Origin of the sequence: Polyangium mundeleinium, assembly GCF_028369105.1 — a bacterium.
Classification (GTDB): domain Bacteria; phylum Myxococcota_A; class Polyangia; order Polyangiales; family Polyangiaceae; genus Polyangium; species Polyangium mundeleinium.
In genome coordinates, this window is record NZ_JAQNDO010000001.1 from 2,792,118 (window position 1) to 2,817,755 (window position 25,638).

21 protein-coding genes and 1 pseudogene are annotated in these 25,638 nt (G+C 68.7%); 12 read left to right on the top strand and 10 right to left on the bottom strand.

Going from position 1 to position 25,638, the window contains the following annotated elements; genetic code table 11:
- Positions 1 to 2 precede the first annotated feature (2 nt).
- A complete protein-coding gene (locus tag POL67_RS11400) occupies positions 3 to 2,258 on the bottom strand; it encodes a bifunctional salicylyl-CoA 5-hydroxylase/oxidoreductase (RefSeq protein ID WP_271917279.1) in 2,256 nt (751 codons plus the stop codon).
- Between the two features lie 78 nt (positions 2,259 to 2,336).
- On the opposite strand from POL67_RS11400, the gene POL67_RS11405 reads away from it, so the two are divergent.
- Both POL67_RS11405 and POL67_RS11410 read left to right on the top strand, forming a co-directional pair.
- Positions 2,337 to 3,701, top strand: coding sequence for a hypothetical protein (locus tag POL67_RS11405; protein ID WP_271917280.1), 1,365 nt, complete (start codon positions 2,337 to 2,339; stop codon positions 3,699 to 3,701).
- Positions 3,702 to 3,759: 58 nt separating this feature from the next.
- Positions 3,760 to 4,338, top strand: a complete 579-nt coding sequence (locus tag POL67_RS11410) for a peroxiredoxin (RefSeq protein WP_271917281.1) — start codon at positions 3,760 to 3,762, stop codon at positions 4,336 to 4,338.
- 62 nt (positions 4,339 to 4,400) lie between these two features.
- On the opposite strand, the gene POL67_RS11415 is transcribed toward POL67_RS11410, so the two are convergent.
- Positions 4,401 to 5,534: a hypothetical protein gene (locus POL67_RS11415; protein WP_271917282.1), complete on the bottom strand. Its 1,134-nt coding sequence runs from the start codon at positions 5,532 to 5,534 to the stop codon at positions 4,401 to 4,403.
- Between the two features lie 152 nt (positions 5,535 to 5,686).
- Complete coding sequence (locus POL67_RS11420) at positions 5,687 to 7,945, bottom strand: hypothetical protein (protein WP_271917283.1); 2,259 nt, start codon at positions 7,943 to 7,945, stop codon at positions 5,687 to 5,689.
- A 257-nt stretch (positions 7,946 to 8,202) separates the two neighbouring features.
- Between POL67_RS11420 and POL67_RS11425 the strand changes: the two genes are divergently transcribed.
- The 4 genes from POL67_RS11425 to POL67_RS11440 all read left to right on the top strand — a co-directional run bounded on the left by POL67_RS11425 (position 8,203) and on the right by POL67_RS11440 (position 11,962).
- A complete protein-coding gene (locus POL67_RS11425) occupies positions 8,203 to 9,003 on the top strand; it encodes a cupin domain-containing protein (RefSeq protein ID WP_271917284.1) in 801 nt (266 codons plus the stop codon).
- Positions 9,004 to 9,371: 368 nt separating this feature from the next.
- Entirely contained in the window at positions 9,372 to 10,118 is a 747-nt protein-coding gene (locus POL67_RS11430) for a hypothetical protein (protein WP_271917285.1), read from the top strand.
- 181 nt (positions 10,119 to 10,299) lie between these two features.
- Positions 10,300 to 10,788 (top strand): 5-(carboxyamino)imidazole ribonucleotide mutase, encoded by a 489-nt coding sequence (gene purE / locus POL67_RS11435; protein WP_271917286.1) that lies wholly within the window; start codon positions 10,300 to 10,302, stop codon positions 10,786 to 10,788.
- A 4-nt stretch (positions 10,789 to 10,792) separates the two neighbouring features.
- A complete protein-coding gene (locus tag POL67_RS11440) occupies positions 10,793 to 11,962 on the top strand; it encodes a 5-(carboxyamino)imidazole ribonucleotide synthase (protein ID WP_271917287.1) in 1,170 nt (389 codons plus the stop codon).
- On the opposite strand, the gene POL67_RS11445 is transcribed toward POL67_RS11440, so the two are convergent.
- The 5 genes and pseudogenes from POL67_RS11445 to POL67_RS11460 form a co-directional block, all read right to left on the bottom strand.
- Positions 11,928 to 12,920, bottom strand: coding sequence for a hypothetical protein (locus tag POL67_RS11445; RefSeq protein ID WP_271917288.1), 993 nt, complete (start codon positions 12,918 to 12,920; stop codon positions 11,928 to 11,930). The two genes, POL67_RS11440 and POL67_RS11445, sit on opposite strands and share 35 nt — an antisense overlap.
- Before the next feature lie 527 nt (positions 12,921 to 13,447).
- A pseudogene (locus tag POL67_RS54190) lies at positions 13,448 to 13,663 on the bottom strand (tetratricopeptide repeat protein); the annotation flags it as partial.
- An 88-nt stretch (positions 13,664 to 13,751) separates the two neighbouring features.
- Positions 13,752 to 14,510 (bottom strand): ABC transporter permease, encoded by a 759-nt coding sequence (locus tag POL67_RS11450; protein WP_271917289.1) that lies wholly within the window; start codon positions 14,508 to 14,510, stop codon positions 13,752 to 13,754.
- Positions 14,507 to 15,484: an ATP-binding cassette domain-containing protein gene (locus POL67_RS11455; RefSeq protein WP_271917290.1), complete on the bottom strand. Its 978-nt coding sequence runs from the start codon at positions 15,482 to 15,484 to the stop codon at positions 14,507 to 14,509. Before POL67_RS11455 ends, POL67_RS11450 begins: the two co-directional genes overlap by 4 nt.
- Positions 15,485 to 15,576: 92 nt before the next feature.
- Entirely contained in the window at positions 15,577 to 15,978 is a 402-nt protein-coding gene (locus POL67_RS11460; protein WP_271917291.1) for a hypothetical protein, read from the bottom strand.
- A gap of 274 nt (positions 15,979 to 16,252) precedes the next feature.
- Here POL67_RS11460 and POL67_RS11465 point away from each other — a divergent pair, with 274 nt between their 5' ends.
- Together POL67_RS11465 and POL67_RS11470 are read left to right on the top strand one after the other, a co-directional pair.
- Entirely contained in the window at positions 16,253 to 17,329 is a 1,077-nt protein-coding gene (locus POL67_RS11465) for a vWA domain-containing protein (protein WP_271917292.1), read from the top strand.
- 99 nt (positions 17,330 to 17,428) lie between these two features.
- The gene (locus POL67_RS11470; protein WP_271917293.1) at positions 17,429 to 17,953 is read left to right on the top strand and encodes a hypothetical protein; all 525 of its coding nucleotides are present in this window, start codon (positions 17,429 to 17,431) and stop codon (positions 17,951 to 17,953) included.
- Here POL67_RS11470 and POL67_RS11475 read toward each other — a convergent pair.
- Positions 17,950 to 18,387 (bottom strand): TFIIB-type zinc ribbon-containing protein, encoded by a 438-nt coding sequence (locus POL67_RS11475; RefSeq protein WP_271917294.1) that lies wholly within the window; start codon positions 18,385 to 18,387, stop codon positions 17,950 to 17,952. The two genes, POL67_RS11470 and POL67_RS11475, sit on opposite strands and share 4 nt — an antisense overlap.
- A 380-nt stretch (positions 18,388 to 18,767) precedes the next feature.
- Here POL67_RS11475 and POL67_RS11480 point away from each other — a divergent pair, with 380 nt between their 5' ends.
- On the top strand, positions 18,768 to 20,600 hold the full coding sequence (locus POL67_RS11480; RefSeq protein ID WP_271917295.1) for a B12-binding domain-containing radical SAM protein: 1,833 nt from the start codon (positions 18,768 to 18,770) through the stop codon (positions 20,598 to 20,600).
- A gap of 4 nt (positions 20,601 to 20,604) precedes the next feature.
- Here the strand turns inward: POL67_RS11480 and POL67_RS11485 are convergent, their stop codons facing one another.
- Positions 20,605 to 21,492: a CAP domain-containing protein gene (locus tag POL67_RS11485; RefSeq protein WP_271917296.1), complete on the bottom strand. Its 888-nt coding sequence runs from the start codon at positions 21,490 to 21,492 to the stop codon at positions 20,605 to 20,607.
- A gap of 166 nt (positions 21,493 to 21,658) precedes the next feature.
- Between POL67_RS11485 and POL67_RS11490 the strand changes: the two genes are divergently transcribed.
- From POL67_RS11490 to POL67_RS11500, 3 genes are read left to right on the top strand one after another with little or no spacing between them, the layout of a single operon-like run.
- Positions 21,659 to 23,077 carry a hypothetical protein gene (locus tag POL67_RS11490; protein WP_271917297.1) on the top strand — a complete coding sequence of 473 codons (1,419 nt, stop codon included), beginning with the start codon at positions 21,659 to 21,661 and terminating at the stop codon, positions 23,075 to 23,077.
- Between the two features lie 36 nt (positions 23,078 to 23,113).
- Positions 23,114 to 24,088, top strand: a complete 975-nt coding sequence (locus POL67_RS11495; RefSeq protein ID WP_271917298.1) for a hypothetical protein — start codon at positions 23,114 to 23,116, stop codon at positions 24,086 to 24,088.
- 9 nt (positions 24,089 to 24,097) lie between these two features.
- Positions 24,098 to 24,925 carry a hypothetical protein gene (locus POL67_RS11500; RefSeq protein ID WP_271917299.1) on the top strand — a complete coding sequence of 276 codons (828 nt, stop codon included), beginning with the start codon at positions 24,098 to 24,100 and terminating at the stop codon, positions 24,923 to 24,925.
- Positions 24,926 to 25,638: the final 713 nt, after the last annotated feature.

Genomic DNA, 25,638 nt, shown 5'->3' on the forward strand with positions numbered 1-25,638 from the left:
GCCTACTTCATGCGAGGCACGTAACGCTCCACCGACACGTATTGGTTCGGCCACCGCATCATGTATCCCTGCTCCACCGCCGCGTGCCGCGTCCAGTACGGGTCGAACAGGTGCGCCCGCGCCAGCACGCAGAGATCCGCTCGTCCTGCGGCGATGATGCTGTTCACGTCGGCATAACTCTGGATGTTGCCCACGGTCATCGTCGGCACCTTTGCTTCGATCCGCACGAGCTCGCTGAACGGCGTCTGGAAGAGCCGCCCGTACACTGGCCTCGACGACGGATCGGTTTGGCCCGCCGATACATCCACGATGTCGACCCCGTGCTCCCGCAGCGCCACGGCGAGCCGGATCACGTCGTCCGGCGTGATCCCGCCGGGCGCCCAGTCCGTCGCCGAGATACGCACGCTCGTCGGTTTGTCCTTCGGCCACGCCGCCCGCACGGCGTCGAAGACCTCGAGCGGGAAGCGCATGCGGTTCTCGATCGAGCCGCCGTATTCGTCGGTCCTCCGGTTCGTGATCGGCGACAGGAAGCTCGCGAGCAGATACCCGTGGGCCAGGTGCACCTCGACGAGGTCGAACCCCGCCTCGTCGGCCATCTTCGTCGCCGTCACGAAATCGGCCTTCACGCGGTCCATGTCCTCGCGATCCATTGCGCGCGGCACGGGGCTCTTCGGCAGGTAGGGGATCGCGGACGCGGCGAGGAGCGGCCAGCCGCCCGATTCGAGCGGCTGATCGATGCCCTCCCACATTCGCTTCGTCGAGCCTTTGCGGCCCGCGTGGGCGATCTGCACGCCGATCTTCGCCGTGGAGAATTGATGCACGAATTCGGTCACGCGCCGCCACGCGGGCACGTGGCTCGCGCGGTAGAGGCCCGTGCAGCCGGGCGTGATGCGGCCTTCGGGGCTCACGTCCGTCATTTCGGCGATCACGAGGCCCGCGCCGCCGACCGCGCGGCTGCCGAGGTGCACGAGGTGCCAATCGTTCGGCGCGCCGTCCTCCGCCGAATACTGGCACATCGGCGAGACCACGACGCGATTGTCGAGGAGGAGCTTGCCGAGGCGGTACGGCGTGAACATCGGCGGCGGCGGCTCTTTGCTCTCGATCCGCACGCCCGATTGCGCTTCCGCTTCCTTCGCGACCCACGTATCGACCGCGCGCACGAGCGCCGGATCCCGCACCTTCAGGTTTTCGTGCGTCACGCGCAGGCTGCGCGTCAGCATGCTGAAGTTGAATTGCAGCGGGTCGAGCTCCATGTATCGCTCGGTGTTCTCGAACCACTCCAGGCTCACCTGCGCCGCGCGCTGGAGCGTCTCCACCTTCGGCCGCCGATCCGCCTCGTATGCGGCGAGCGCGTCGGACAGGCGCGCGTGCCCGTCGAGCGCATCCGCCAGGCTGATCGCGTCTTCCAGCGCGAGCTTCGTCCCCGAGCCGATGGAGAAATGCGCCGTATGCACGGCGTCCCCCACGAGCACCACGTTTTCCCAGGAAAACCGCTCGTTGTGCACCGTGGGAAAGCTCCGCCAGACGCTCTTGTTCTTGAGCAGCCGGTGCCCGGCGAGCCGCGGCGCGAAGAGCTTCTCGCAGTACGCGAGCGTCTCGTCCTCGGTCGCCTGATCGAGCCCGGCGCGGCGCCACGTCTCCTCGCGGCACTCCACGATGAACGTCGATCGTTCGGCCTCATAACGATAGGCGTGCACCCGGAAGAGGCCGTGCTCGTTCGCGTCGAAGTAGAACGTGAACGCGTCGAAGGGGAACGTCGTGCCGAGCCAGACGAAGCGGTTCGGCCGCCCGTCGACGCGCGTGCCGAAGTGCGGCTGGTAGCGGCTCCGCACCGCGCTGTTCACGCCGTCCGCCGCGATCACGAGGTCACTCGTGCGCCGGATCGCGTCGAAGTCCGTGGCCTCGTGCTCGAAGCTGAGGACGACGCCGAGCTCCTCGGCGCGGGCCTGCAGGATGGCGAGCAGGCGATGGCGGGAGAGGCCGCTGAAGCCGTGCCCGGTCGAGACGAGCCGCTCGCCGCGGACGAACGTGTGGATGTCGTCCCAGTGCGAGAGGCTCTGCCGGATCGCGTCGTACACGGGCCGATCGACGCCCTCCAGGTTGTCGAGCGTCGCGTCGGAGAAGACCACGCCGAAGCCGAACGTGTCGTCCGGCCGGTTGCGTTCGAGCACCACCACCTCGCGCGAAGGATCACGCTTCTTGGCCAGGATGGCGAGGTAGAGGCCGCTGGGTCCGCCGCCGATGCACGTGATCTTCAACGTCGATCCTCCGGTTCCTGCGCGGAGGGGAGACCACGATGGCGAAGGCGTCAAGGGGTATGGTACACGCTGGAGGGCATGACTCGGTTCGCCGCGCTCGCCCTCCCGCTTGCCGCGCTGTTGGCCTCATGCGCGTCTGCGCCCGCGCCTCAGACCCGCGGAAACCCCGCCCCGTCGTCGCGGGAGCCTGCGGCGGCGGAGGCGGCCAAGCCCGCGCCCCGCGAGCCCTCGCCGCGCGTCAGCGTGAGCGCGCCGGACAAACTCCCCGCGAACCTCGTGATCGACGGCAACGTCTCCGAGTGGGGCTCGCTCCTGCCGCCCCCGCCCGCGGGGAACCCGCCTCCGGCCGATCCGAATTCGCGCGACGCGCCCTCGCACCTGGCTTTTGCGCTCACGAAGGACGGCGTGTTCGTCGCGGCGGATCTCGCCGAGCTCTCGAAAGATGGGATCTGGTTCGCCTTTGGGTTTCCGCCGTCGGCGCCCGCTCCCTCCTCCGGCGTCGAGGCGCACGAGGCGCGATTCGAGCGGATGTTCCGGCTCGACAAGAGGGGCCTTTGGCAGGTGAACGAGAGCGGCGCGCTCGTCCCGGTCCCGGGCTCCGTCGCGGCCATGGCATTCACGGCGCGCGGAATGACCATCGAGGCGCGGATTCCCGTCGCGGCGTATCCCCGCGCGTCGTCCGCGCCGATTCCCGAGGTCCTCGTCCGCGCGATGGCCGCATCGACCCCCACGCCCCCGAAGGCCTCCGGCGACGATCGAATTCGCGTCGCCGCGCCCGAGCCCGTCGCATTCGAGCCGCACGCCGATCTCCGCGCCGCTGTCTACCGGCAGAACCTCGCCGAGCGTCGACCGTTTGGCCTCTCGTATTCCCCCGCAGACCTCGACCACATCGAGACGGTCCGTCACCCAGGCAAGGACACCTCCTCCGTCGTGACGTCGGAGTACCCTCTTTACGTGCCCGAACGGAAGCTCGGCGATGTCGAGATCGGATACGCGAACGCCGTGTTGCCTTCCGTCGCCGTCTTCAAGGGGGGCACGCTCGTGGAGCTCATCGACGTCGCAGACATCGGGGAAGAGCCGATGGGTATCGTCGAACGGAACAAGCAGATCCACGTCTTCAGTTATTCGCAGACGGACACGCTCGACACTGCGGGCACCCAGGCAGGATGGTCGGTCCTCGCCGTGGGCGAGGACGGCTCCGTTTCGTATCCGTTCAACGGGGAGACGGGGGTCGGCCGCTGGGAGAAGGTCTACGAGATCCATTCGGACAAATTCGATTGGTTCGGCGTGCGAGGTGTGCCCATCGGGTATGCGGACGAGGAGACGCCGCGGCCCATCGAGATCCTGTGGCGCTTCGACAAGCAGCTCGGCGGCTACATGCCGACGACGCGCCCGCTCACCACGCTGCCGGCCCCGAAGCCGAAGCCGCGCAAGAAGCCTTGATCCGAAGGCCGGACCGCAGGCCTTGCGGCGCCGGCGCTCCTACGCCATCCTGCCGGCCATGAACGGATCGCCCCGCCTCCTCCCGCTCCTCGTGATCGCCGCGCTCGGCCTCGCGGCGTGCAAGGATGACAAACCCGCCTCCACAAAGGCCGATCCGGCCGCCGCAGGCGCGAACCCCCACGCGGCCGACGAATCCAAGCCGCTCGAAGCGGGGGACGCCGCGCCCGACATCACGCTGAAGCTCAACGACGGCAAAGAGGTCAAGCTGTCGAGCCTCCAGGGCAAGCAAGTCCTCGTGTATTTCTATCCGAAGGACGATACGCCGGGGTGCACCATCGAGGCGCAAGGCCTGCGCGACGGCTGGGCCGATATCCAGGCCGCCGGGCTCGAGGTGTATGGCGTCTCGACGCAGGACGCCGAGAGCCACCAGGCGTTCATCGACAAATACAAGTTGCCGTTCCCGCTCGTCGTGGACACGGACGGCGCTGTGACGAAGGCGTTCCGCGTGCCGATGCGTCTCTCGTTCGCCGCGCGGCAGTCGTTCCTGATCGGCAAAGACGGGAAGATCAAGCACGTGTGGCTCGAGGTGGACCCGAAGGAGCACGCCTCGACCGTGATTGCCGCCGCGAAGAGCTGATAGAAAAAGGGGGCCCGGCACGCGCCGAGCCCCCGTTGCTCCTTCCAGCGTGGGTCGCTGGGTCACTCCTTCGGCGCGCCGTTTTTCGCGAGATCGTCGAGCGCCGCCTTGAAGTCCGCGGGCACGTCCGCGAGCGCGGGCACGCCGAGCTCGGACAAGGACGCCTGGAACAGGCCGCAGCTCGCGAGGTCGCCCTCGGAGGCCGCGCTGTCCTCCGTGCCGTTCGTCGAGGTCTTGAACGACAGGTAGCTCTGCGCGAGCGCGTTGTCCCAGCACTCGATCGCGTCCGCCACCTGACCCGACGCGAGATCCCCGCCGGAGGCCTGCGCCTCGGCGCGGCCCTGGCCCTCGTTCACGAACGCGAGGCGCACGCCGACATCCTCGGGCTTCGCCATCGCGGCATCCTCGTGTACGTCGAACGTGCTCTTCCAGTCGACGAAATCGACCTTGTTCGCGCCGTCGTCGAGGCGGCCGTAGAGGTAATCGAGATCCGCGGGCATCGCGTCAGGTTTGTCCTTGGACACGAAGCCGCGCAGGGCCGCGAAGACGAGCGTCAGATCGCCCTTGTCCGCCGCGTCCTTGCCGTAGACGGCCACGAAGCGGCCGCGGTCCATCGGCATGTTCGCGCCGTTCGGGTTGTTCGCCTGTTCGAACGCTGCATTCGCCTCGAAATCGATGAGCGTGATGCCCGAGCCGTGATCCTTCGCGTCGGGATCCGGGTTCGCGCCGCCCCAGAGGATCGGCACGAGGCCCGCGACGTCGTTGTCCTTGCCGCGGAGGATCGCGTAATGGTAACGGAAGTCCTGCCCTTCGCCCGCGTCCTTGATGTACGCGGCGATCGTCCCGAACCCGTTTTCGTTCTTGTACGGGCCCCAGAAGAACTCCTTCGTGTCGCTGTTGTATACCGTGGGCTCGATGCTCACGAGGAGCTCCAGCCCCGTGAGGATGTACTCGATCGATCCGTTGATCCCGAGCACGATCTCCGCGGAACCGGACGGATACAGCGCCGGATCGCCGATCTTCGCCCCGCTCGAGGCCTTCGGCGAAGAAGCCATGATCTGCGTCTCGCTGGGGACGGCCGCGCGGTATTGCGCGAGCAGCCCTTGATCGATCGCGTCCCCCCCACCGTCGCCGCCGCCGCAGCCCACGATGCCCACGGACAGCGCAATGCCAGCGTACTTCGCAAGTGCCTTCATGTCGTCGTTCCCCTCGTTAAGCAAATGCCGGCGCTCGTGCGCCAGCATGGCCAGAAAATCGCGAATGCGAACCCGTGTCAAGCCCCGCGAAGGCGCGCGTCAGGGCGCCTTCGCGAGGGCGTACGTGCTTACGTGGGAGGGGACGTTTCGGATCAAATCCGGAAGAAATGGCGGAGCGATGCCACGATCACCTCGCGGTAATGCCACGTGAGGGCCCCGCCGAGCGCGATGACGGCGAGCACGATCACGATGCGGCCCACGGGCACCTCCTCTTCGCCGGAGACGAAGACGGGCAGGACGCTGCGCTCGCGTACGCTTCCCCGCGGCAGCGGCGGCACGCGCGTGAAGCGGAGGCTCAGATTCCGCCGGAGATAAATGCGGACGTTGAACGCCCAGCCTGACGCTTCGAGCAGCGCCGAGACGTCCCGCCTGCGAAGCTTGAGCCAGCCGAGGAACCCCGAGACCGTCATCACGCCGAGCGCGACGCCCGCCACCGCGAGCAAAGCATTCAGGGGGTTCGTATTCGACAGCGTCTGGAGCGCGAACGCCGCGGCGGAGCCCACGGCCGCGAATGCGATGCCGCCGCCCACGATCGTGCCTTGCAGCCCCGGGGCCACGACGGGCGCCGCGGCAGGCGGGCTCGGCGGGGGCGGCGGGGGCGGAGGAGGCGGCGGCGGCGGCGCGGCGGGCGGGACCTTCGGCGGGTCGGCCGAGATCTGCGCGCCGACCCGCTCGGAGACGCTCTTCTCCATGGCATCGAGCTTGCTGCCGAAGAGCTTCGTCACCTTGTCGTCGATGAAGTCGCGCAGCTTCACGAAAGGCGCGAACGCCGCTTCCTGGATCGAAATGGGCTTGACGATCACGTCCGTGATCCTCGCGTCCCATTCCTTGCCGTCGCGATCGTAAAACACGCCGCGCTTGCCCACGGAGATGCCGCGCCGCGAGCCCGAGGTCACGCCCACGGCGACGTGCATCGTCATCGTCAGGTCGCCCTCTTTGCGATCCAGATCGACGTACGCGACGAAGATGTTGCTCGTCTCCGCGATCGGCTGGTGCTCGGCCTTGTCGAGGACGCGGACGCAGAGGTTGATCTCGCGGCCGTCGAGCACGAGCGTGCCGACCTCGAACAAGCATCGCTCCCCGACCGAAAAGAGCGCGGGGAAGCTGACCATGTTGTTCGCGAGATCCAGGATCCACCGCTGCAAGAGCGCGAGCTTCTCCAGATCCGAGAGCCCCACGAGCTCGGCCGAGGCCTTTTCGTCCTCGGTCACCAGCGCGCGCAGCGCCTTTGGCAAGGGCCCTTCGAGCAAGGCGCGGAGCTCGTCGCCCACGAGCCCGCCCGGCAAAGGCGCGGGCCTCTTCGATTGCCACGCGCGGTATGGCTCGAAGAGCGCGCGGACCCGCTCCCAGCCTTGGCGATCGAGCTTGCGCACGGGCCCCGGCTCGCCGAGCGCGCGCGGCAAGACGTCGACCGAGAGCCGCCGCGCCTCGTCCGCGAAGAGCGGATTCACCTCGGATTCGAGGTCGAGCACGCCCGAGCGGTTCGGCGGCCCGAGCGCGGACTCGCGCATGTAAGCCCGGATCGCCGCGGGATCGTTCACGTCGAGCGCCGCGAGCCGCTCCGGTTTGACGGCGAGCCTGTCCTCCGCGGCCGGGCCTTGTCCGAGCAGATCACATTGCGCGAAGAATTGATCGAGCTTGCCCGCGAGCGTGTCCACGACCTCGAACGCGGCCCCCGTCCCGACGCCGAACGGCAATACGAGGCTCGCCTCCGCGTTCCCGCGCAGCGCGCCCGCCGCCTCCCACGCGAGCTCCGCGTGACCGAGCGCGAGAAACGCGTCGAGCTTCGCCACGTCCACGCCGGCGTCACCCGAGAGATCCATCACGCCCCCCGTGGCCTCGACGATCAACGTCGCCAGGCGCGCGAGGGCCGGCTCCTCGATTTGGGAGGGCGCCACGATCCCGTCCCCGTTCGGTGATTTTCGCGCATAACCGTCGCGGAAAGCGCGAATGTCGGCGAGGGAGAGCGTCGCGCCGGCACGCGCGGCCTGCCCGCTCGCTTTGATGCGTTTTCTCGCGAGGGCGCGGAGGCGCGCGGCGTCGGGCTGCGAGGTGTCGAGGTCGTCGAGGTGGACCGTATCGGTGCGCTCGGCGATGCGGTTCGGGTTCCGGAGACGCGCCTGCAGCCAATCGTGCGCGGCGAGCAGCTCTTGCACGCGAATGCGCCCGTTGCCGTCGACGTCGACATACCGCAGCAGCGCCTTGTCGCAGAGGAGCTGGTCGATCGGGACGCTCGTCGAGGACCAGCGGGCTGGCGGGAGCGCGTGGATCAGCGCGAGGTCCTCGGCCGTCTCCAGCTTGAGCTGCACGAGGCCACGATAATCACTGAAAATGAAGGGCGCTTTTGCCACGTGGGGACGCTCTTGCCACGGTTTTGCAGGCCAGGCAATGCCTTCGCGCGTGGAACGTGGGCGGATTCACCGCCCGCAGGCCCATGACGTCACGTGACAGGAGTTCCGTGCATGACGCATGCGGGGGTTTCTCCCGGCTGGATAATTCTCGGAATGCTACGTGGTCCCAGGGGATCTCGGGGCGTGGATACGAAACGCGGCGCCTGGATCGCGCTGTTTTCTTGACTTTCGACCCGGCGTTTCGTAATGCGCGCCAGATGCCCAGCGAGCCTCGGACGTTCGTGCTCCGGAGCCGGCCCACGGCCGCGGGGGCTCTGCGCGCCGAGCGGCACGTCGGGCGGCGCGTCGTTATGGGCGCTTGCCTCACTGCGGCCCTCGGCGCCCTGGCCCGGTACACGTTCTTTTCGGGATCGGCCGCCGAGCGCCGCCGCGCGGAGAACGTCTTTCAGGCCGCCCGCGAGGCCTCCCGGGCCCTCACCGAGGGGCGCGTTTCGCCCGCGACATGGCAGGAGCTCGTGGAGCAGGTTTTCCGCGACGCCTCCCCCGAGGAAATCGCCCGGGCCATCGACGTCGAGTCGCTCGTCGCGCGTGCGCCCGCGGCGATCCGCGGCGCCGCGGTCGTACCGTTCTCGCCCTCGCTCCCCGAAGACGAGGGGCCGCGGATCGTGACGAAGCTTTTCGTCCTGCGCGCCGGCCGGGCGAACCCGCCGCACGCGCACGACAACATGGTCTCGATGCATTACGTGCTCCGGGGCCGGTTCCGCGTCCGCCATTACGATCGCGTGCGCGACGAGCCCGGCGGGTTCGTCCTCCGGCCCACGATCGATCGGGTCCTCGGCCCGGGCGAGGCGACGAGCATCTCCGACGCGCGCGACAACGTGCATTGGCACGTCGCCGAGACCGACGGCGTCCTGCTCGACGTGCTTTGCGCCGATCTCGGAGGCCGGCCGACGGACACGCACCTCGTCGATCCGGTCCGCGCCGAGCCCCTCGAAGGAGGCCTGCTCCGCGCGCCGCGCCTCTCCACCGTGGGAGAGGCGCTCGAGCGATTCGGCTGAGGGGACGTTCCCGACGCACCCCGGCGGCGCCGCGGCGTCCTGGCCGACGCCATCACGTGCGCGCGGGGCACGCGGCTCCGTCCTCGATTCGGGCGCGCGGCGCACCTCGGGCGGTATGGTTTCTCATTGCACGGCCCGCGTACGTCCGCGGACCGAAATACGTTCGCGGCCGCGCGGCGTAGCCGGCGTGCGAGCCCATATCGCACGCTCCCGAACGACCATGGCGCGCCACCCCCGCGGCCGCGACCTTGCAATGCTTCGGGGCGTGCGGCACGCCGGCGAGCCGCCGCTTGATGTAATGAAGCGCCGGCCCTTCTCGCGTCGATGTTGGGCGCGAGAGGAGGCAGAGAACCGAAAAGGGGGTTTTCATGAAGAAGTCGCTCCGCGTCCTTTCCGCTGCGTTCGCTTCTGCCATGCTCCTTGCCGCCTCCGGGCAGGCGATCGCGGGTGGGTGGGGCCTGGATGACAGGTTTGGAGCCGGATATTATGGCGGATACGGAGCCCGCGGCGGGTACGGATACCGTGGCGCGTACGGATATGGCTACGGCGGGCCTCGTGGCCCGCTGGGCGGGTATTTCGGCGGCGGCTGGGGCGGCGGCCTCGGGGGCGGCGGCCTTGGGGGCGGCTACGGGTACGGCGGCTACGGGTACGGCGGCTACGGCGGTTACGGTTATGGCGGCAACTTCGCGTTCAACGACGTCAACGTCTGCTTCGACGGCAATCAGATTTTCTGCCGTTTCGAGGCCGCGGGATTCGTGCAGAACCAGGTCGAGATCTACGCGTTCCTCACGGGCGGCGCGACCTGCGGCGGCGTCGGGGGCATCGGGGGCATCGGAGGCATCGGGGGCGTCGGGGGCGTCGGGGGCGTCGGGGGCGGGTGGTACGGCAATGACGGGTTCTTCAGCGACGTCGGCATCGGCGGCTACTACGCCTACCCGCTCGCCGGCGGGAACCTCTGGCAGGGCGCGATCGATCTCGACGGCTACTTCGACGATTTCTGCGACGGCGGCGTTTACGGGGGCGGCCTCGATTTCAGCCGCGTGAGGCTCGCCATCGCAGGCCGCGAGTTCGCCTTCAACGACATCGGGCCCTGCGGCGACGGCTGGTTCGACTGAGCGAACCGCGCGTCACCGCGCGCAACCCCGAATCGCCGTGGTCCCCGAGCTCGTGCTGGGCTCGGGGACCCGTGGGGAAGGCACGTGGGCCTGTGGGTCCGTTCGCTCGTTTTTCCCGGGCGGCCAGGCTCGACGTCCGAGTTCGATGACGTGCGCCCCGAAACCGACTAGAACACCCGCCATGACGCAGCGCGCCCCCCGCGTGGGGATCATCATGGGCAGCACGAGCGACGCGCCGACCTTGCGAAAGGCCGCCGAGATGCTCGATCGCCTGGAGGTGCCGTACGAGATGCGCGTGGTCAGCGCGCACCGCACGCCAGACCTCCTGTTCAGCTACGCGGCAGAGGCCGAGGCGCGCGGGCTCCAGGTGATCATCGCCGGCGCGGGCGGCGCCGCGCACCTGCCCGGGATGGTGGCCGCGAAGACCGTCCTGCCCGTGCTCGGGGTGCCGATCCTGTCGCACGCCCTGCATGGGCTCGACTCGCTGCTCTCGATCGTGCAGATGCCGGGTGGCATCCCCGTGGGGACCCTGGCGATCGGCGATGCGGGCGCGAAAAACGCCGCGCTCCTCGCCGCGTCCATCCTCGCGCTCCACGACGCCCCGCTGCGCGAGCGCATCAAAGCATTCCGCGCGGAGCAGACCCGGGCCGCGCTCGAAAGCGAGGTTTGACGACGTGACCTCTCGCGGCCCCATTCTCCCCGGACGCACGGTGGGCATTCTGGGCGGCGGACAGCTCGGCCGCATGTTCGCGATCGCGGCGCGGCGCATGGGCTACCGCGTGCACGCGCTCGACCCCTCGCAGGACGGACCCGCGGGGCAGGTCGCGGACGTCGAGGTCGTCGCGCCGTACGAGGACGTGGACGCGGCGCGGCGTTTTGCCGAGGCGGTCGACGTCGTGACGTTCGAGTTCGAAAACGTCCCCTCCGAGACACTCGCCGCCGTCGCGGAGCGAAGGCCCGTTTACCCTTCGCCCGCCGTGCTCGATACGTGCCGCCACAGGCTGCGTGAAAAGCGCTTCCTCGCGAAAGGCGGCTTTCCGGTGGCAGGCTTCGCCGAGATCCGGACCGAGGACGAGCTCCGCGCCGCGCTCGTTCGTCTCGGCACGCCGGCGATCCTGAAGACGGCGGAGTTCGGATACGACGGCAAGGGCCAGGTCCGGATCGACGCGCCGGAGAGCGCGGGCCGCGCGTTCCAGGCGCTCGGCGGAAAGCTCGGCGTGCTGGAAGCATTCGTCCCGTTCGCGTGTGAGCTCTCCGTGGTCGTCGCGCGCTCGCACGAGGGCGACATCGTCCCGTTCGAGGTCGCCGAGAACCGGCACGCGCGGCACATCCTGGACGTCTCGCTCGCGCCCGCAGGGGTCCCCGCGGCGGCGCGCGCGCGCGCAACGGAAGTCGCCTCGGACATCGCGAAGGCGATCGACCTCGTGGGCGTGCTCGGCGTGGAGATGTTTTACCTGCCAAACGGCGACATCGTGGTGAACGAGCTCGCCCCGCGGCCCCACAACTCGGGGCATTACACGTTCGACGCCTGTGTGACGAGCCAGTTCGAGCAGCAGTTGCGGGCCGTCTGCGGTTTGCCCCTCGGCGAGCCCACCTTGCTTCGGCCCGCGGCGATGGCGAACCTGCTCGGCGATCTGTGGGAGCACGGCGAGCCGCAATGGGATCGGGCCGCGGCGTTCCCGGACGTGAAGATTCATCTGTACGGAAAAACCGAGGCGCGGCCGGGGCGGAAGATGGGGCACCTCGTGGCGATGGCGGAGACGGCGGAGAAGGCCTCCGCGCGGGTGCTCGCGGCGCGCAGCGCGCTCGTCAGCGGCCGACCGGGGGCAGACCCGGGCCCGTGAGCAGGTGGCGGACCCGGGCCTCGTTCGCCTCCTCGATCCTCCCAGCCGCTTTCTCCCGCGCGTGGTCGTCCGCGTAGCTCTGGACGTACCCCGCGTACCAGACGAACACCTGCCCGCGGATCTTCTCGACCGCGCGCGTGGCGAGCGCCGCCTCGATGTCCACGTCGGAGGGAGGGCGCAACGGGTCGCCCGCCGCGACTTCCCTGCATCGCCCCGACTCGGCGCGGAAGGTCTCGTCCGTCGTGCGCATCGAGATCGGATCCGGCGGCAAGGTCACGGCGCTGGTCTCGCCGAGGACGTGCGCGCGGAGCGCGAGGGACGTGGCGGCGCTCCACGTGTGCAGCTCGACGCCGTAGTTGTGCGCGCAGATGCGATCGACGAGGACCGTCGTGGGCGTCCGCCGAAGCTGGGCGACGGCGCGCTCCCAGGCGTCGCGCTCGTTCGAGACCGTTTGCTGGGCGTTCGTGTGCTCCTGCTCTTTGCGCTCGACCTCGCGCCTCGCCTCGTCCTCGCGCGTCTCGGCCTCGTCCCGCGCGCGGCGCGCGGCGTCGTGACGATCGTCCTCCGCTTTGCACTCGGAAGGCAGCTTGTGCGTCGCGCGGCACTGATCGAGCTCGCGTTGCAGGCGCTTCTCGTCAGCCTTGGCGCGGTCGTGGAAGCTCGTCGCCGTCGTGAGGTTGCGGCGCGCGTCCTCGACGGTCTTCTTCGCGCGGCGGGCGGACCCTTCGGCGGCGCGCGCGCGTCGCTCGGCCTCGTCGACCTCACGTGAGGCGGCGTCGTAGGCGGGGTTCGGGAGGCGATCGGTCCCGCACACGTACTCGCAGGTGCGGCCCTGCGTGGTGACGTCGTGGTCCCGGGCGATCGTGTCGAACGCCGCCTGGATCCGCACGCCGGCCGCGTTCGGCGGTGGTTCCTGGCTGGTCGCCGCGACGAGCCGCGCGCGTGTGTCGCCTTCCACCGGAGCAGCTCGGCCTCGACGAGGGCGGACACGCCGCTCGCCTTCGTTTCCGAGGGCTTCTCGATCACGAGGAAGAACCGGAGCTCGTCTTCGAGCGCGTGGCGAAGCTCGCCTTCGCGTTGCTTCGCGTCACGGAAGCCCGGGCGGGCGGCCTCGACGTCGCGAAACGCGAGCAGGGCGTTGCCGCGCTTGCCCTCGACGGCGTACTTGACGGCGCGGTCGTAGGCGCGCGTCGCCATCCGATCGAGGATCCGGCCTTCGAGGGCGGCGGCGGCCTGATCGCTCGGGTCGCATTGCCGCGCCGCGCGCGCGAGGGAGAGGGCCGCGTCGTCTTGGTCGCGCGCGAGCAGCTCCTCGGCGCGCTTGAAGACGGCGGCGCGTGTCTCGACGTAGGTGCGGCGCGCCTCCTGGTTCACCGGATCAAACGCGACCGCGTCGCGGGCGAGGAACAGCGCCCTTTCGAACTCGCCGCGCCCGAGCGCCTCCCGGCTCTCGGCCGTGCGCCCCTCCGACTGCTTGCGCCGCGCGTTCGCGAGCTTTTGCTGCGCCAACGCCTCGTCCGGATCGATGCGCGTCGCGCGCTCGTACTCTGCGGCTGCGGCGTCCCAGTCGCCGGCGCGGGCGAAGGTGTCGCCGCGCTCCATCGCGCGCTTGTAGGCGCGTCCACAGCCCGCTGCGGAGAGCGCGAGGGTCACGGCGAGGAGCAAGGCGGGGAGGGCAGGGCGGCGGGGAAGCATTCGCATTTTGATGGAACGACGCCCCTCGACGTATGGAATTCGCGGGCGCGCGCGTCAAGAACTTGCGGCGGTCATGCACGGCGGGCGCGGCGCGTCACGCCTGCATCCGCGAGAACGAGCGTACCGCGAGCGCGCCCACCAGGGCGAGCGTCCCGAGCACGACGCCCACGTCGAGCAGGATCGGGAAATGGTGCACGCCGACGCAGAGGCCCCGCGTCGCGTCGACCGCGTACGACATCGGGTTCAGCCGCACCACGACCGCGAGCGCGGGCGGCAGGCCGTCGAGCGGATAGAGCGCGCCCGAGAAGAAAAAGACCGGCTGGATCAGGAAGTTCACGATCCCGCCGAAGCCCTCGAACGTCTTCATGCGCGAGGCCACGGTGATCCCGAGCGCGCTCACGGCCATGCCGAAGGCGACGAGCAGGGGGATCGCGAAGAGCGCGCCGAGCGGATCGATCCGCGCGCCGAGGAGCGGCGCGACGAGCAGCACGACCGAGACCTCGACGAGGGACGTCACGCTGGCGGAGATCATCTTCGCGAGGACCAGCGTGGCGCGCGGGACGGGCGCGACGAGCAGCTCCTTCAGGAAGCCGAACTCGCGGTCCCACACGATCGAGATCGCGGAGAACATGCTGGAGAAGAGCACGGCCATCGTGGCCACGCCGGGCACGAGGAAGGAGACGAAATCGACGCCGGTCGCGCCCGTGTCGAAGGCCCTCCGGAGCCCGAAGCCGACGGCCAGGATCCAGAGCAGCGGGCGCACGAGCGTCGCGACGAGGTTCTGCCGGTCGCGCAGGAACTTCACGACATCGCGGCGGGCGAGGTGGTAGACGACCTCCGCGCGCATGCTCATCTCCGCCGCGCCATGGCGCGCATCGCGTCGCGCCCGGCCTCGCCGTTGCCGTTGCGGATCTGGCGACCCGTGAGGGCGAGGAACACGTCGTCCAGCGTCGGGCGCCGCACGGCGATGCCCGTAACGGCGACGCGTGCCTCGGAGACGAGCTGCACCACGAACGCCTCGCCGTCCTCCACGCGGAAGCTGAGCCCCTCCTCGGTCCGATCCGGCGTGAGGCCGTACCGCTCGGCGAGCACTGCGCAGAGCGCCGCGGGCTCGTTCGTCCGCACGAAGACCACGTCCTTGCCCACGGCGCGTTTCAGCGCCTCGGGGCTGTCCTCGGCCACGATCCGCCCGTGATCGATCACCGCGATTCGATCGCAGTGCTCGGCCTCGTCCATGTAATGGGTCGTCAGGAACAACGTCATCCCGTTTCGGTCGCGCAGGCCGCGCAGCACCTCCCAGGTCGCTTTTCGCGTTTGTGGATCGAGCCCGGTCGTCGGTTCATCGAGGAAGAGCACGCGCGGCCGGTGCACGAGGCCGCGGGCGATCTCGAGCCTGCGCTTCATGCCGCCCGAGAACGTGCGCACCAGATCCTTTTTTCGAGCCGCGAGATCCACGAACGCGAGGGCCTCGTCGAGGCGCGCGCGGCGCTCGGCGCGGGGGACGCCGTACACGACGGCGTGGAGCAGGAGGTTCTCCTCCGCGGTGAGGCGATCGTCGAGGGACGGATCCTGAAAGATCACGCCGATGGCTCGCCGCACGTCCTCGGGGCTCTTCGTGACGTCGAGGCCGGCGAGCCGCAGGACGCCGCTCGTCGGCGCGAGCAGCGTGCAGAGCATCTTGATCGTCGTGGTCTTGCCGGCGCCGTTTGGCCCGAGAAACCCGAAGATCTCGCCTTCCTGCACGGTGAAGCTCACGCCGCGGACGGCCTCGACGTCGCCGAAGCGCTTCGAGAGGTCACGGACCTCGATCGCGGGGGAGGGGCTCATCGTGCGGGGAGAGGGCCGGAGGGGCCGTCTTCATACGCCTTGCAAGCCGAGGGCCGCAAGGGGAGGGGAGGCGCGCGCGACGTCGAGGACGCTCAGTCGTCGTCCGAGTCGCCGCTGCCGGTGCGCGTCCGATCGCAGGAGGTTTTGATGTTGGCGAGCACGTCGGTGCAAACCGTCCCCCACGCGTACTCGCGGAGCTCCACGCTGCCGCAGTCTCTCGCCTGGATGAGCTTGACGCAGGCGTCGACGTCCACCTTGGCGGAGCAGCCGGAAATGCTGCTGCAGTCGTCCGTCGAAGCCAAGCAGACGTCATTCGCGTCGACGGCGGGCTTGTTGCAGGTCTGAAGCACGCCGTTCGCGGCGTCGACGAGCTTCTGGCACGCGGTCGCGCCGTCGAACTCGTTCTCCTCGCAGCTACAGCCGATGCCGAGCAGGGCGGCGAGGGCGAAGGAAAACGAGATCGCGAGCGCGCGGGATAAGGGATTCGTTCGCATCGTCAAGGATCTTTCCAGTAAGGTTGCCATTCCCGGACGGAACGGCCGGCGCCCCGACGCTAGCAGGAAGCCCGTACCCCTGCAAAGCCGCACCGCTGCGTCGTTTGCCCATCCCGTGACGGACAATGTCCGCCTGGACCTCCGTGTTCGCCATTCTCGAACACGGGTCGAACAATGTCCGACCCATAAGAATCGTCAATGGACAATCGTGTCGAAGGAGCGCACATTGGACGAACCAATCGCGACGCGGTCGCGACCAACGGAGGGCTTGGTTATGATCGACAACAGGATCGAGGTCGTCTTCTCTTTCGACACCACCGGCAGCATGTACCCCTGCTTGACGCAGGTCCGGCGCAAGGTCGGCGAGACGGTGCGGCGATTGATGAAGGAGATCCCGGGGATCCGGATCGGCATCATCGCCCACGGTGATTATTGCGACGCCGGCTCGACGTACGTGACGAAGGCCCTCGACCTGACCGACGACGGCGACGCGATCGTCCGTTTCGTGGAGAAGGTCGGCCCCACGGGCGGCGGCGACGCGCCCGAGTGTTACGAGCTCGTCCTGCACGAGGCCCGCTCGATGTCCTGGACCAAGAACTACACGAAGGTCTTCGTTTTGATGGGCGACGACGTGCCGCACGGGCCGAACCAGAACCCGAAAAAGCTCGATTGGCGCAGTGAGGTCGACGCGCTCGGCGCGGCCGGGATCCCGGTCTACGGCGTGCAATGCCTCGGCCGCCGCCACGCGACGCCGTTTTACGCGGAGCTCGCGCGGAAGAGCGGCGGGTTCCACATCGGCCTCGACCAGTTCGCCTACGTGACCGACATGATCCTCGCGGTTTGCTACAAGCAATCGTCCGACGAGAAGCTCCAGGATTACGAGCGCGAGGTCAAGAAGCAGGGCCGCATGAACCGCGGCCTCGACAAGATGTTCGGCACGATGATGAAGCGCGAGGCGTCCACCGAATACGGCGACACCGACCTCCGCGCCGTGCCGGGCGGCAGGTTCCAGGCGCTCGAGGTGGACCGCGACATGCCCATCAAGCAGTTCGTCCTGGAAAATGGCCTGGCCTTCAAGGCGGGCCGCGGCTTCTACGAGTTCATGAAGACCGAGACGATCCAGGGGCACAAAGAGGTGGTGCTGATGGACCGCAAGACGGGCGATCTCTACAGCGGCGAGCGCGCCCGCGAGATGCTCGGTTTGCCGCCCGGCGCGACCGTGCGCATCAAGCCCGCGAGCCTGGAGAAGTTCGTGGTCTTCGTGCAGAGCACCTCGTACAACCGCAAGCTCATCGGCGGCACGCGCTTCCTTTACGAGGTCGAGGACTGGGCCAAGGCCGAGGCCGCCTGAATCGAAGTCCGATACGTGCTTCCAGGGCTCGGTCCGCCTGCCTCCCGGCGCGGCGTCGGATATGCTTCCGTCAGCCGAGGACCGTCCCTGGAGGTAAAGATGCGCCGGAACCTCTCCCTCATTTCCGTGATCACCGGTCTGGGCGTGGTGGGGTTCATCCCTTCCACGGCCCGGGCTGGCCTTTCGCTGGGCGCCGATATGAACGTGGGTGTCGTGACCAGCGGCGCCGGCCCCATCGGCGACGTCGGCAGCGGCATCGGCGGCCGCATCGGATATCGCGCGAACCTCGGGCCCTTCGCGATCACCCCGGAGATCGGAGGATCCTACCTGCGCCTGAACGCGGTCGAGACCCCGATGCGCGGGGTCGTGGGCGGGCGCCTGGCCTTACGCGGCATGGTGCAGCCCTCGATCTTCGCCCATTACGGGATCGCGCTCGTGCAGCAGGACGTCCGCGGACCCACGTACGACCTGGGCGCAGCGGTCGATTTGAGCGCCGCGATCGTCCGGGTCGGCGTGCACGCGGGGTACGTTGCCGTGCAGAGCACGGCCGATCGGGGGATCTATTCGGTGTACGTGCCCCTCGAATGGGTCGAGCTCGGCTTGCACGCCGGCCTCGGGTTTTAACGGAAGAGGTCTTCGAGCGCCTCGAGCTCGCCGGAATCGAGCCATACGCCGCGGCACTCGATGCACGTGTCGACCGTCACCTCGGAGCCGAAGCCCCAGTTGCGCGCGGCCATCTCGCCTCGGCAGGACGGGCAAACGAGCGTGGCGACGGCCTCTCCGTCGGTCCCCGCGCCGTGCTCCCGGGCGCGCGCGTAGACGCGCTGGAGGGCCGTCGTCGGGGTGCGCGTCGGCTTCGTTTCGCCGTGCGACGCGGCGATCTGGATTTTCGCGAGCTCGCCGTGATCGAGGAAGACGCCGCCGCATCCGCGGCAGCCATCGAGCTCCACGCCGGCCTCGTGAGCGATCGTTTCGAGCCGCTCACGGCGGTGATGGCGGTCTTCGGCGCCGCGGTAGGGGTCGTTCGTCAGGTCGATCTTGCAACGAGGGCATTCCATCGGTTCCCGATGCTACCAGACCTCTCGCCGCGTCCGGAAGCGAGGAAGGCAAGCCGATTTCGTGCGCACCGCCGGTACGTTATCGTTCGCCACTCCGCATGGATCACGGCCCCCGTGTGGAGCGGGGAGCTGCCGCCCGGCATGAAGGCCGAATGAAATCGCGGAGTTCTGCGTTCGTCTCCCTTGCACGCCCCGGGCCCCCCTGCTATCCACTCCCTCGCGCGCCGCGTGTCGACCTGTCCCCCCCCCGAGGTCCACGTGGCGCGTCTTTTTTGTGCCTTCCAGGCGTGGACCCGGCGGGTCGGGCCGAGCGATGCGCGTGATTTTTTGAGGCGCTGCTCCTTCGCGACCCGTTACACTCGGTCCGTCGAGAGGCACCGATGCGTATTGCGCTCCTGTATCCCCCGCCCTGGAAGATCCCGGCTCGCGGCGAGCCGTACGACATGCGCGGCGACGGGCCGCCCGCCGAGTACCGCGAGGGAGATCTCGACGCGGACTTCTACCAGATCCCCTATGGCCTGCTGTCGATCGCGGCGCAGGCCCTTCGCGCCGGTCATCAGGTCAAGATCCTGAACCTCTCGGCGATGACGTGGGCGACGGTCGAGGAGGTGCTCTCCACGCTCGACGCCGATCTCTACGCAATGTCGTGCTGGACCGCGAACCGCCGCGGCGTCGCGCTCGTCGCGAAGGCGATCCGCGCGCGCCGCCCGAAGGCGCCCATCGTCGTCGGGGGACCCCACGCGAGCCCGTTCGCGAAGGAGATCCTCGAACACTGGCCCGAGGTGGACGTCGCCACGATCGGCGAGAGTGAAATCACGTTCCTCGAGATCGTGGATCGCCTCTCGGCGGGGCGCAGCTTGCGCGGGCTCGCGGGCGCGGCGTATCGATTCGAAGGCCGCGTGGAGATGGGGCCGAGCCGCGCGTCGATCGAGGATCTCGACACGCTCGCCTCGCCGCACGCGTTTTTCGACACGCACATCCTGATGACGTCCCGCGGCTGCCCGTGGGCTTGCACGTTCTGCGGGGCCGAGAACACCTGGGGACGCGGGTTTCGGGGGCAATCGGTGTCGCACGTGCTCGACGTGCTCGAAACGACGGTGGCGCGTTTGCCCGTGAAGATGATCTTGGTCAAAGACGACACGTTCACCACGAACCGAAAACGCGTCCTTGACCTGTGCCGCGGCATCCGGGAGCGGAACCTTCGATTCTTGTGGAGCTGCGACACGCGCGTCGACGTGCTCGGCGAGGAGTTGCTCTACGAGATGCGCCTCGCGGGCTGCGAGCGGCTCTCGCTCGGCGTGGAGAGCGGCTCGCCGAAGATTTTGAAGGCGGTCGACAAGAAGATCACGGTCCAGAAGATCATCGATTCGACCGAGCTCGCGAAGAAATACGGCATCAAGGTCCGTTACTTCATGATGCTCGGCAACCGCGGCGAGACGGCCGAGACGTTCCGCGAGACCCTCGCGTTCCTCGACCGCGCGCGGCCCCATCAATACATCTTTTCGTGCCTCTCCATTTACCCTGGCACGCACGATTACGACGAGGCGACGGCCACCGGATGGCTCGATCCGGAGGTGTATTTCACGGGGGATTTCCAGGAGCTCAAGGTCCCCTTCGACGCCTCCGAGGAGGACACGAAGCTCATGAGCGACTGGTTCCGCGAGAACAGCGGCCTGCGCGAGCATTTCCGGGAGAGCGCGGCCGAGTGCGAGGCGATCCTCGCGCGGCTCGGGGATCACCACGCCGCGCACCTCGACTGCGCGAGCGCCCATTACCGGGAAAACAACCTGGATGCGGCCGAGCGGCACGCGGCGCGGGCGCTCGAGCTCGGACACCCCTTGCCCGGGCTTTGCTTGAACATGCTCGCGGTGATCGCGGCCCGGCGCTCGGCCTGGAAGAACATGCAAGACCTCTTCACGGAGGCCTGGCGCAAGGATCCCCAGCACTGGGTGCTCGTGCGCAACGTGCAAAAGGTGAAGGCGTGGCTCGATCAGGCGGGGCCGCTGCGGGGCCTGCCGCTCGAGCTCGAAGCGCACAACGAGTTTCAGCTCCTCGAACGGACCGTGCAGCCGATGCTCCCGGGGCCGCTGCCGCCCGATTACGCAGTCTGGAGCGCGCCCGCGCCGCGCGCGCAGAATCCCGAGATGCGCGTCCCGCAGACCGGCAGCCACGCCTCATTCCAGCCGAAAACACGGCTCCGCGTGGTTACGTGAGGGCTCAGTTGCAGCTCGCCTCCGTCGCTCCGCCGAAGACCGTCGTCCAGTACACGCCGTAATCGCCGCCGCCGGTCGCGCGGCCGATGCCGATCACCGTGTACGAGCTGCCGAGCATGTTCGCGTTGTGCCCGGACGAGTTCTTCCATTGCGTGAACACCGCGTCGGCGGTGCTGTTGCCCGCGGCGATGTTCTCGCCCATCGCGGTCTGCACGGGACACGCATGGTCGTAGCAGGCGTCGCACGCGCGGTCGCTGAAGCCCGAGCCGTTCTGGCCGGTGTGCGAGAAATAATTCTGGTCGCGCATGTCCTCGCTGTGCCCCTGCGCGGCGCGGTTCAGCGAGGTGCACGCCGCGAGCGGCGGCAGGTTGTTCGACGCACGGTAATCGTTCAGGATCGCCAAAAATCCCTTCTCCTCGACATCGAGCGCCGTCGTGGCCTCGCCGGCGCCCGCGCACATCGCGCACGCGCCACAATCGGAGGCGCAGTTCATGCACGTCTCGGCGCCGCTGCAAACTCCATTGCCACAACACGCGCCGCAATCCTTCGGGCACGTCTCGCAGCTCTCGCCGCCGCCGCACGTCCCGTCCCCGCAGCCGACGCCGCCGCCGGAGCTCGCCGTGGAAGAGGCGCCTCCACCCCCGGCGCCTTGCCCCGCGCCGCCCGCGCCTGCACTCCCCGCGCCGCCGCCGCCCGCACTGCCGCCGCCCGCGTCGCCTGCGCTGCCTGCGCTGCTGCTCGCAGGGCCATTTTGCATTCCCGCTGAACCCCCATCGCCTTGGTCCGGGCCTTCGCCGTCATCGGTCCCGCCGATGACGCCAGTGCAGGCGCCGAGCGCGAGAAAAGAAAGGAGCGCGAGGGACGCCGTCACGAAAGCCGAGCGATTTTGCATGGCGTCGATCCTACGTCGGATGCATCGCGCGCCTCTACCGAGAACATGCACGATTGCGTGCTTTGCGGGCGGTATAGGTTTGCCGCCGGCGCATTTTTCCGACAAGGGGGCCTTTCCGGCCCAACACGCGGCGGCAAGCCGCGTGCATGGTGGGGAGACCTGTCTCATGCGAGCGCGGCTCCCGACCCCGACCGTGCACCGGCTGATCAGCTCCCCGCTCGGGGCCCTGCTCGATACGCCCACGTACGAACGATTCAAGCTGGAACGTCTGCCGTTCGAGCTGCGCCTCCTGCGCCTCGGCGCCATGGCCGCGGCCCTCGGCTCGTCCGACGCGGACGAATTGATCGCGCGCCTCGGCGTGAAGGGCGAGGTCCCGACGACGATGCGGCGCCGCCTCGCCCGGGGGCTGACGCAATTCGCACGAGTGCGCATGGCGCGGGAGGACATCACGCGCCGCTGGGAGCGCGCCGTATGGGGCGAACCCTGGCCGTCGCCCGGGCGCGAGGAGCTCATCCGGCTGGAAATCGAGCGGCGCGTGCGCGCGCGGCGGTGCCTCGTCCCCCAGCGAACGCTCGGGTTTTTTGCTGAAAAGATCCAATTTGATCCGATCGCTTTTCACGTGCCCTCGCCCGGCGAGGTCGCGGCGCGGTGGGCGCGGGAGCTCGCGCGGCCGGAGCTTTTGTATGCATTGCCCGCGGAGCTGCCTCCGATCGAGCGGTCCCGCGCGCTGCCGGGGCCCGTCGGACCCGAATACCTGATCCGGTTTCGTTCGCCCTCGCGCATCGGCGACCTCGTTCACGCCCGCGTCTTCGAGCCGGAGCGGCGCGAGGAGGTCGCGGCGACGTTCATTTACGCAGGCGGCCTTTTCACGGCCTGCGACGATGACGTGTATTGGCCCGAGGAGGAGGCCATGGGGCGAGGGCTCGCCGCGCGGGGGCATCGCGTGGTCCTGCTCGCGCTGCCCTGGCACGGGAGGCGCGCGCCCGCCGGAAAGGCGAGCGGCGAGGCGAGCCTTTCGGCAGGGCCCGAAGGGCTCTTTCGTTTGTGCGCAGCCGGCGCCCAGGAAATGGCGGTGCTCATTGCGTGGGCCCGCGAGCTCGGTTCGTCCGTGGTCGGCATCGGGGGCACGAGCATCGGGGCGCTCGTGGCGCAGGCGGTTTGTGGCCGCGCGCGGAGTTTCCCCCGCGGGATGCGCCCCGACGCCGTCTTCCTCGCCGGCGCGGCCCTCCGGCTCGACGAGGCGATCCTCGACGCGCCCCTCGCCGAACGAATGGGTCTGTCCCAGGCGATCCTGGAAGCAGGCTGGACACGCGAGGCCCTCGCTTGTTTACGGGATGTCTTTGATCCCCCAAGCGAGCCAGGCATTCCGCCGGAGCGTATTCACGCCGTGCTCGGGCTTTCGGACCCGTTTCTCCCGGCCACGCTCGGGCGCGAGCTTCTGCGCGCGTGGCACGTGCCGGAGGGGAACATAACATTGCGGCCCGGGGGCCAGGTCGGTTTGCTCCTCCACCTCGTTCGGGATTCGGATGCGCGCCTCACCATCGCGGGCGCGCTTCACCGCGCGGCGCGGGCCGTTCGCGCGTGACGTCGGGCCGCGAAGGTGTATCCTCCGCGCCCGCTCATGTCGAACTGGTCGACCTTCACCCTGCCCTTCGAGGGCCTGGAGCTGCCGCGATTCCTCCTCACGCTGGAGCAGTCGCTCGCCGCGTTCCCCGGCGCCCGCGTCACGTTCGTCGAGCTCGACGCCGCCGACGATCCCGACGAACCCCTCTGCGGCATCGAGATCGCCCTGCCGCGCCCACTCGTCGAGCACCACCGCGCGCCCGACGATCCCGAATTGCCGGAAGAGGAGGACGCCCCGAGCGCCGAGATCACGCTCTCCGCCGAAGGCGAAGAGACGACGCTCGCCGTGGACCTCGAACGAAACGCCTTCGTGATGCCGGTGCTCGTCAAGATCGTCGAGGACGTCCTGCGCCGCCTCGAGGTGATCGCCGAGGACGAGGACGAAAACGAGGAAGACGAAGAAGACGAAGAAGACGAGGACGAGGAATTCGACGAGGAAGACGAAGACGAGGACGAAGAAGACGAGGACGACGAGGACGAGGACGAGGACGAGGACGAGGACGAGGACGAGGACGAGGACGAGGACGAGGACGAGGAAGACGAAATCGAGGACGAGGTCGGAGAAGCCTTCGAATCGCTCCGTGTCGTCGCCGTGCGGACGTTCGGGGCCGTGGAAGGGGACGAGGCGTCCTTTTCATTCACGGTCTCCTGGGAGGAGCCGCCCCGCAAGAAGGGCGTCCGCGTCCGCGCATTCGAGCCCACATTCGCAGTAGGCGAGGGCGCAGGCGCGTCGTGGGTGGCGCTCGAATGCGAAGTTTGCCCGCTCGCGGCGCTCGCGCCAGCCGAGGCGGTCGGCATCAACACGGCCGCCGATTTCCAGATGTCCCTCGACGGCGAGACGTACCTCCTCACGACGAGTTATCCCGTGCGCGCGCTCGACGCGTCCTTGTTCCTGGAGATCTCGCTCGCGCTCGCCGAGCAGGCAGACATCCTCGGTCTGGCCATCGAAGAAGGCAAGCTCGCCCGTTCCTGAGAGAAAACCATGCCCCGTCCGTTCTGCTTCACGCTGCCCTACGCTCGGTTCTCCCCAGCCCACGCACTCGCAAGCCTGGAGGAGGCCATGGCCTTTTTCCCGGACGCACGCATCGCGCGGGCCATCGTCGACATGGAGCAAGAAGCCCCGCAAGGGCTCGACGTCGACATCGAGCTCGGTCCCTCCCTCCTGCCCGAGTCCGCCGGAGAGGAGCTGCGCATCGGGACGCTCTCGGTGCGATTCGACGGCCAGACCGTGTCCCTCGTCATCGACCCGCGGGATTCGGGCGCCGTGTTGCCCGCCATTTTCGCAATCGCCGAGGCCATGCTCGCAAGCGTGCGAGACCTCGCCGCAGTGGCCGCAGGCGAGGACGTCGAGGAAGAGGAAGCGACCGAAGCAGACGTGGATCCGTGGAGCAAACCGGCATCCTTCGACGATCTCGCGCGTCGCGCACGCCACCTGTTCTCGCTGGACGGGCGCGGCGAGACAGCCTTCGGCGTGACAGTCGCCTGGCAAAAACCAGTAGGGCGAACGCAAGGCCTGCTCGCACACGCGCACACGCCGCGCTTCGAGGAGGAGAGCGGCAGCGAAGGAACGTGGGTGACGCTGGAGAGCCCCGTTTGTCCCAAGAATCGTCTCACGCCAGAGGAGGCGCTGCGCCGAAGCCGCTCGCTCGACGTGGGCGCGCTCTGCGAACGAGCCGAGCATTACACGATCGTGGCGCGGTATCCGCTGCGAGCGCTGGATCGAGCCCGCTTCGTGACCATCGCAATGGCCATCGCCGAGCAGGCCGATCGGCTGGAAGCGATGCTCACGGGCGGGAAGGACGAGTTGTAGAGCCAAGCGCGGACAGCTCGATGGGCAACGCCCCGTCGCATGACGTCGTGTCCTGAGGCGGTGGCCTCATCTTCCAAACGGCACGCCCTCGTACCTCCGGAGACTCGGCCGCACTGCCCAGAGGCACGGCCTCGTTCCTCCGAGGCACGCCCTCGTACCTCCGGAGACTCGGCCGCACTGCCCAGAGACACGTCCTCGTCCCTCCAAGGCACGCCCTCGTACCTCCGGAGACTCGGCCGCACTGCCCAGAGACACGTCCTCGTCCCTCCAAGGCACGCCCTCGTACCTCCGGAGACTCGGCCGCACTGCCCAGAGACACGCCCTCGTCCCTCCGAGGCACGCCCTCGTACCTCGGAGACTCGGCCGCACTGCCCAGAGACACGTCCTCGTCCCTCCAAGGCACGACCTCGTACCTCCGGAGACTCGGCCGCACGCCCCAGAGACACGTCCTCGTCCCTCCGAGGCACGACGTCGTACCTCCGGAGACTCGACGTCGTCTCTTCCGACCGTGCGCCCATCTCTCGCACACACGTCCCCGTCGCCTTTTTGCTCGGCCTCCAAGCTGGAAGACACGGCCTCATCGATGAACAGCGCATCGCGCAGTTCATCGAACCGACGCCAGCTTGAAACCCAGCTCCATGGTCTTGCCACCGGCCCGTTGGAAGAACTGCGCATCGCGCAGTTCTTCCATCCCCGGTCCAGGCCGTGCCTGG

Bases quoted from the DNA above. Each gene is read 5' to 3' on its own strand.
- POL67_RS11405 (WP_271917280.1), top strand. From the start codon at position 2,337: ATGACTCGGTTCGCCGCGCTCGCCCTCCCGCTTGCCGCGCTGTTGGCC.
- POL67_RS11410 (WP_271917281.1), top strand. From the start codon at position 3,760: ATGAACGGATCGCCCCGCCTCCTCCCGCTCCTCGTGATCGCCGCGCTC.
- POL67_RS11415 (WP_271917282.1), bottom strand. From the start codon at position 5,534: ATGAAGGCACTTGCGAAGTACGCTGGCATTGCGCTGTCCGTGGGCATC.
- POL67_RS11425 (WP_271917284.1), top strand. From the start codon at position 8,203: ATGCCCAGCGAGCCTCGGACGTTCGTGCTCCGGAGCCGGCCCACGGCC.
- POL67_RS11430 (WP_271917285.1), top strand. From the start codon at position 9,372: ATGAAGAAGTCGCTCCGCGTCCTTTCCGCTGCGTTCGCTTCTGCCATG.
- purE (WP_271917286.1), top strand. From the start codon at position 10,300: ATGACGCAGCGCGCCCCCCGCGTGGGGATCATCATGGGCAGCACGAGC.
- POL67_RS11450 (WP_271917289.1), bottom strand. From the start codon at position 14,510: ATGAGCATGCGCGCGGAGGTCGTCTACCACCTCGCCCGCCGCGATGTC.
- POL67_RS11455 (WP_271917290.1), bottom strand. From the start codon at position 15,484: ATGAGCCCCTCCCCCGCGATCGAGGTCCGTGACCTCTCGAAGCGCTTC.
- POL67_RS11460 (WP_271917291.1), bottom strand. From the start codon at position 15,978: ATGCGAACGAATCCCTTATCCCGCGCGCTCGCGATCTCGTTTTCCTTC.
- POL67_RS11465 (WP_271917292.1), top strand. From the start codon at position 16,253: ATGATCGACAACAGGATCGAGGTCGTCTTCTCTTTCGACACCACCGGC.
- POL67_RS11470 (WP_271917293.1), top strand. From the start codon at position 17,429: ATGCGCCGGAACCTCTCCCTCATTTCCGTGATCACCGGTCTGGGCGTG.
- POL67_RS11475 (WP_271917294.1), bottom strand. From the start codon at position 18,387: ATGGAATGCCCTCGTTGCAAGATCGACCTGACGAACGACCCCTACCGC.
- POL67_RS11480 (WP_271917295.1), top strand. From the start codon at position 18,768: ATGCGTATTGCGCTCCTGTATCCCCCGCCCTGGAAGATCCCGGCTCGC.
- POL67_RS11485 (WP_271917296.1), bottom strand. From the start codon at position 21,492: ATGCAAAATCGCTCGGCTTTCGTGACGGCGTCCCTCGCGCTCCTTTCT.
- POL67_RS11490 (WP_271917297.1), top strand. From the start codon at position 21,659: ATGCGAGCGCGGCTCCCGACCCCGACCGTGCACCGGCTGATCAGCTCC.
- POL67_RS11495 (WP_271917298.1), top strand. From the start codon at position 23,114: ATGTCGAACTGGTCGACCTTCACCCTGCCCTTCGAGGGCCTGGAGCTG.
- POL67_RS11500 (WP_271917299.1), top strand. From the start codon at position 24,098: ATGCCCCGTCCGTTCTGCTTCACGCTGCCCTACGCTCGGTTCTCCCCA.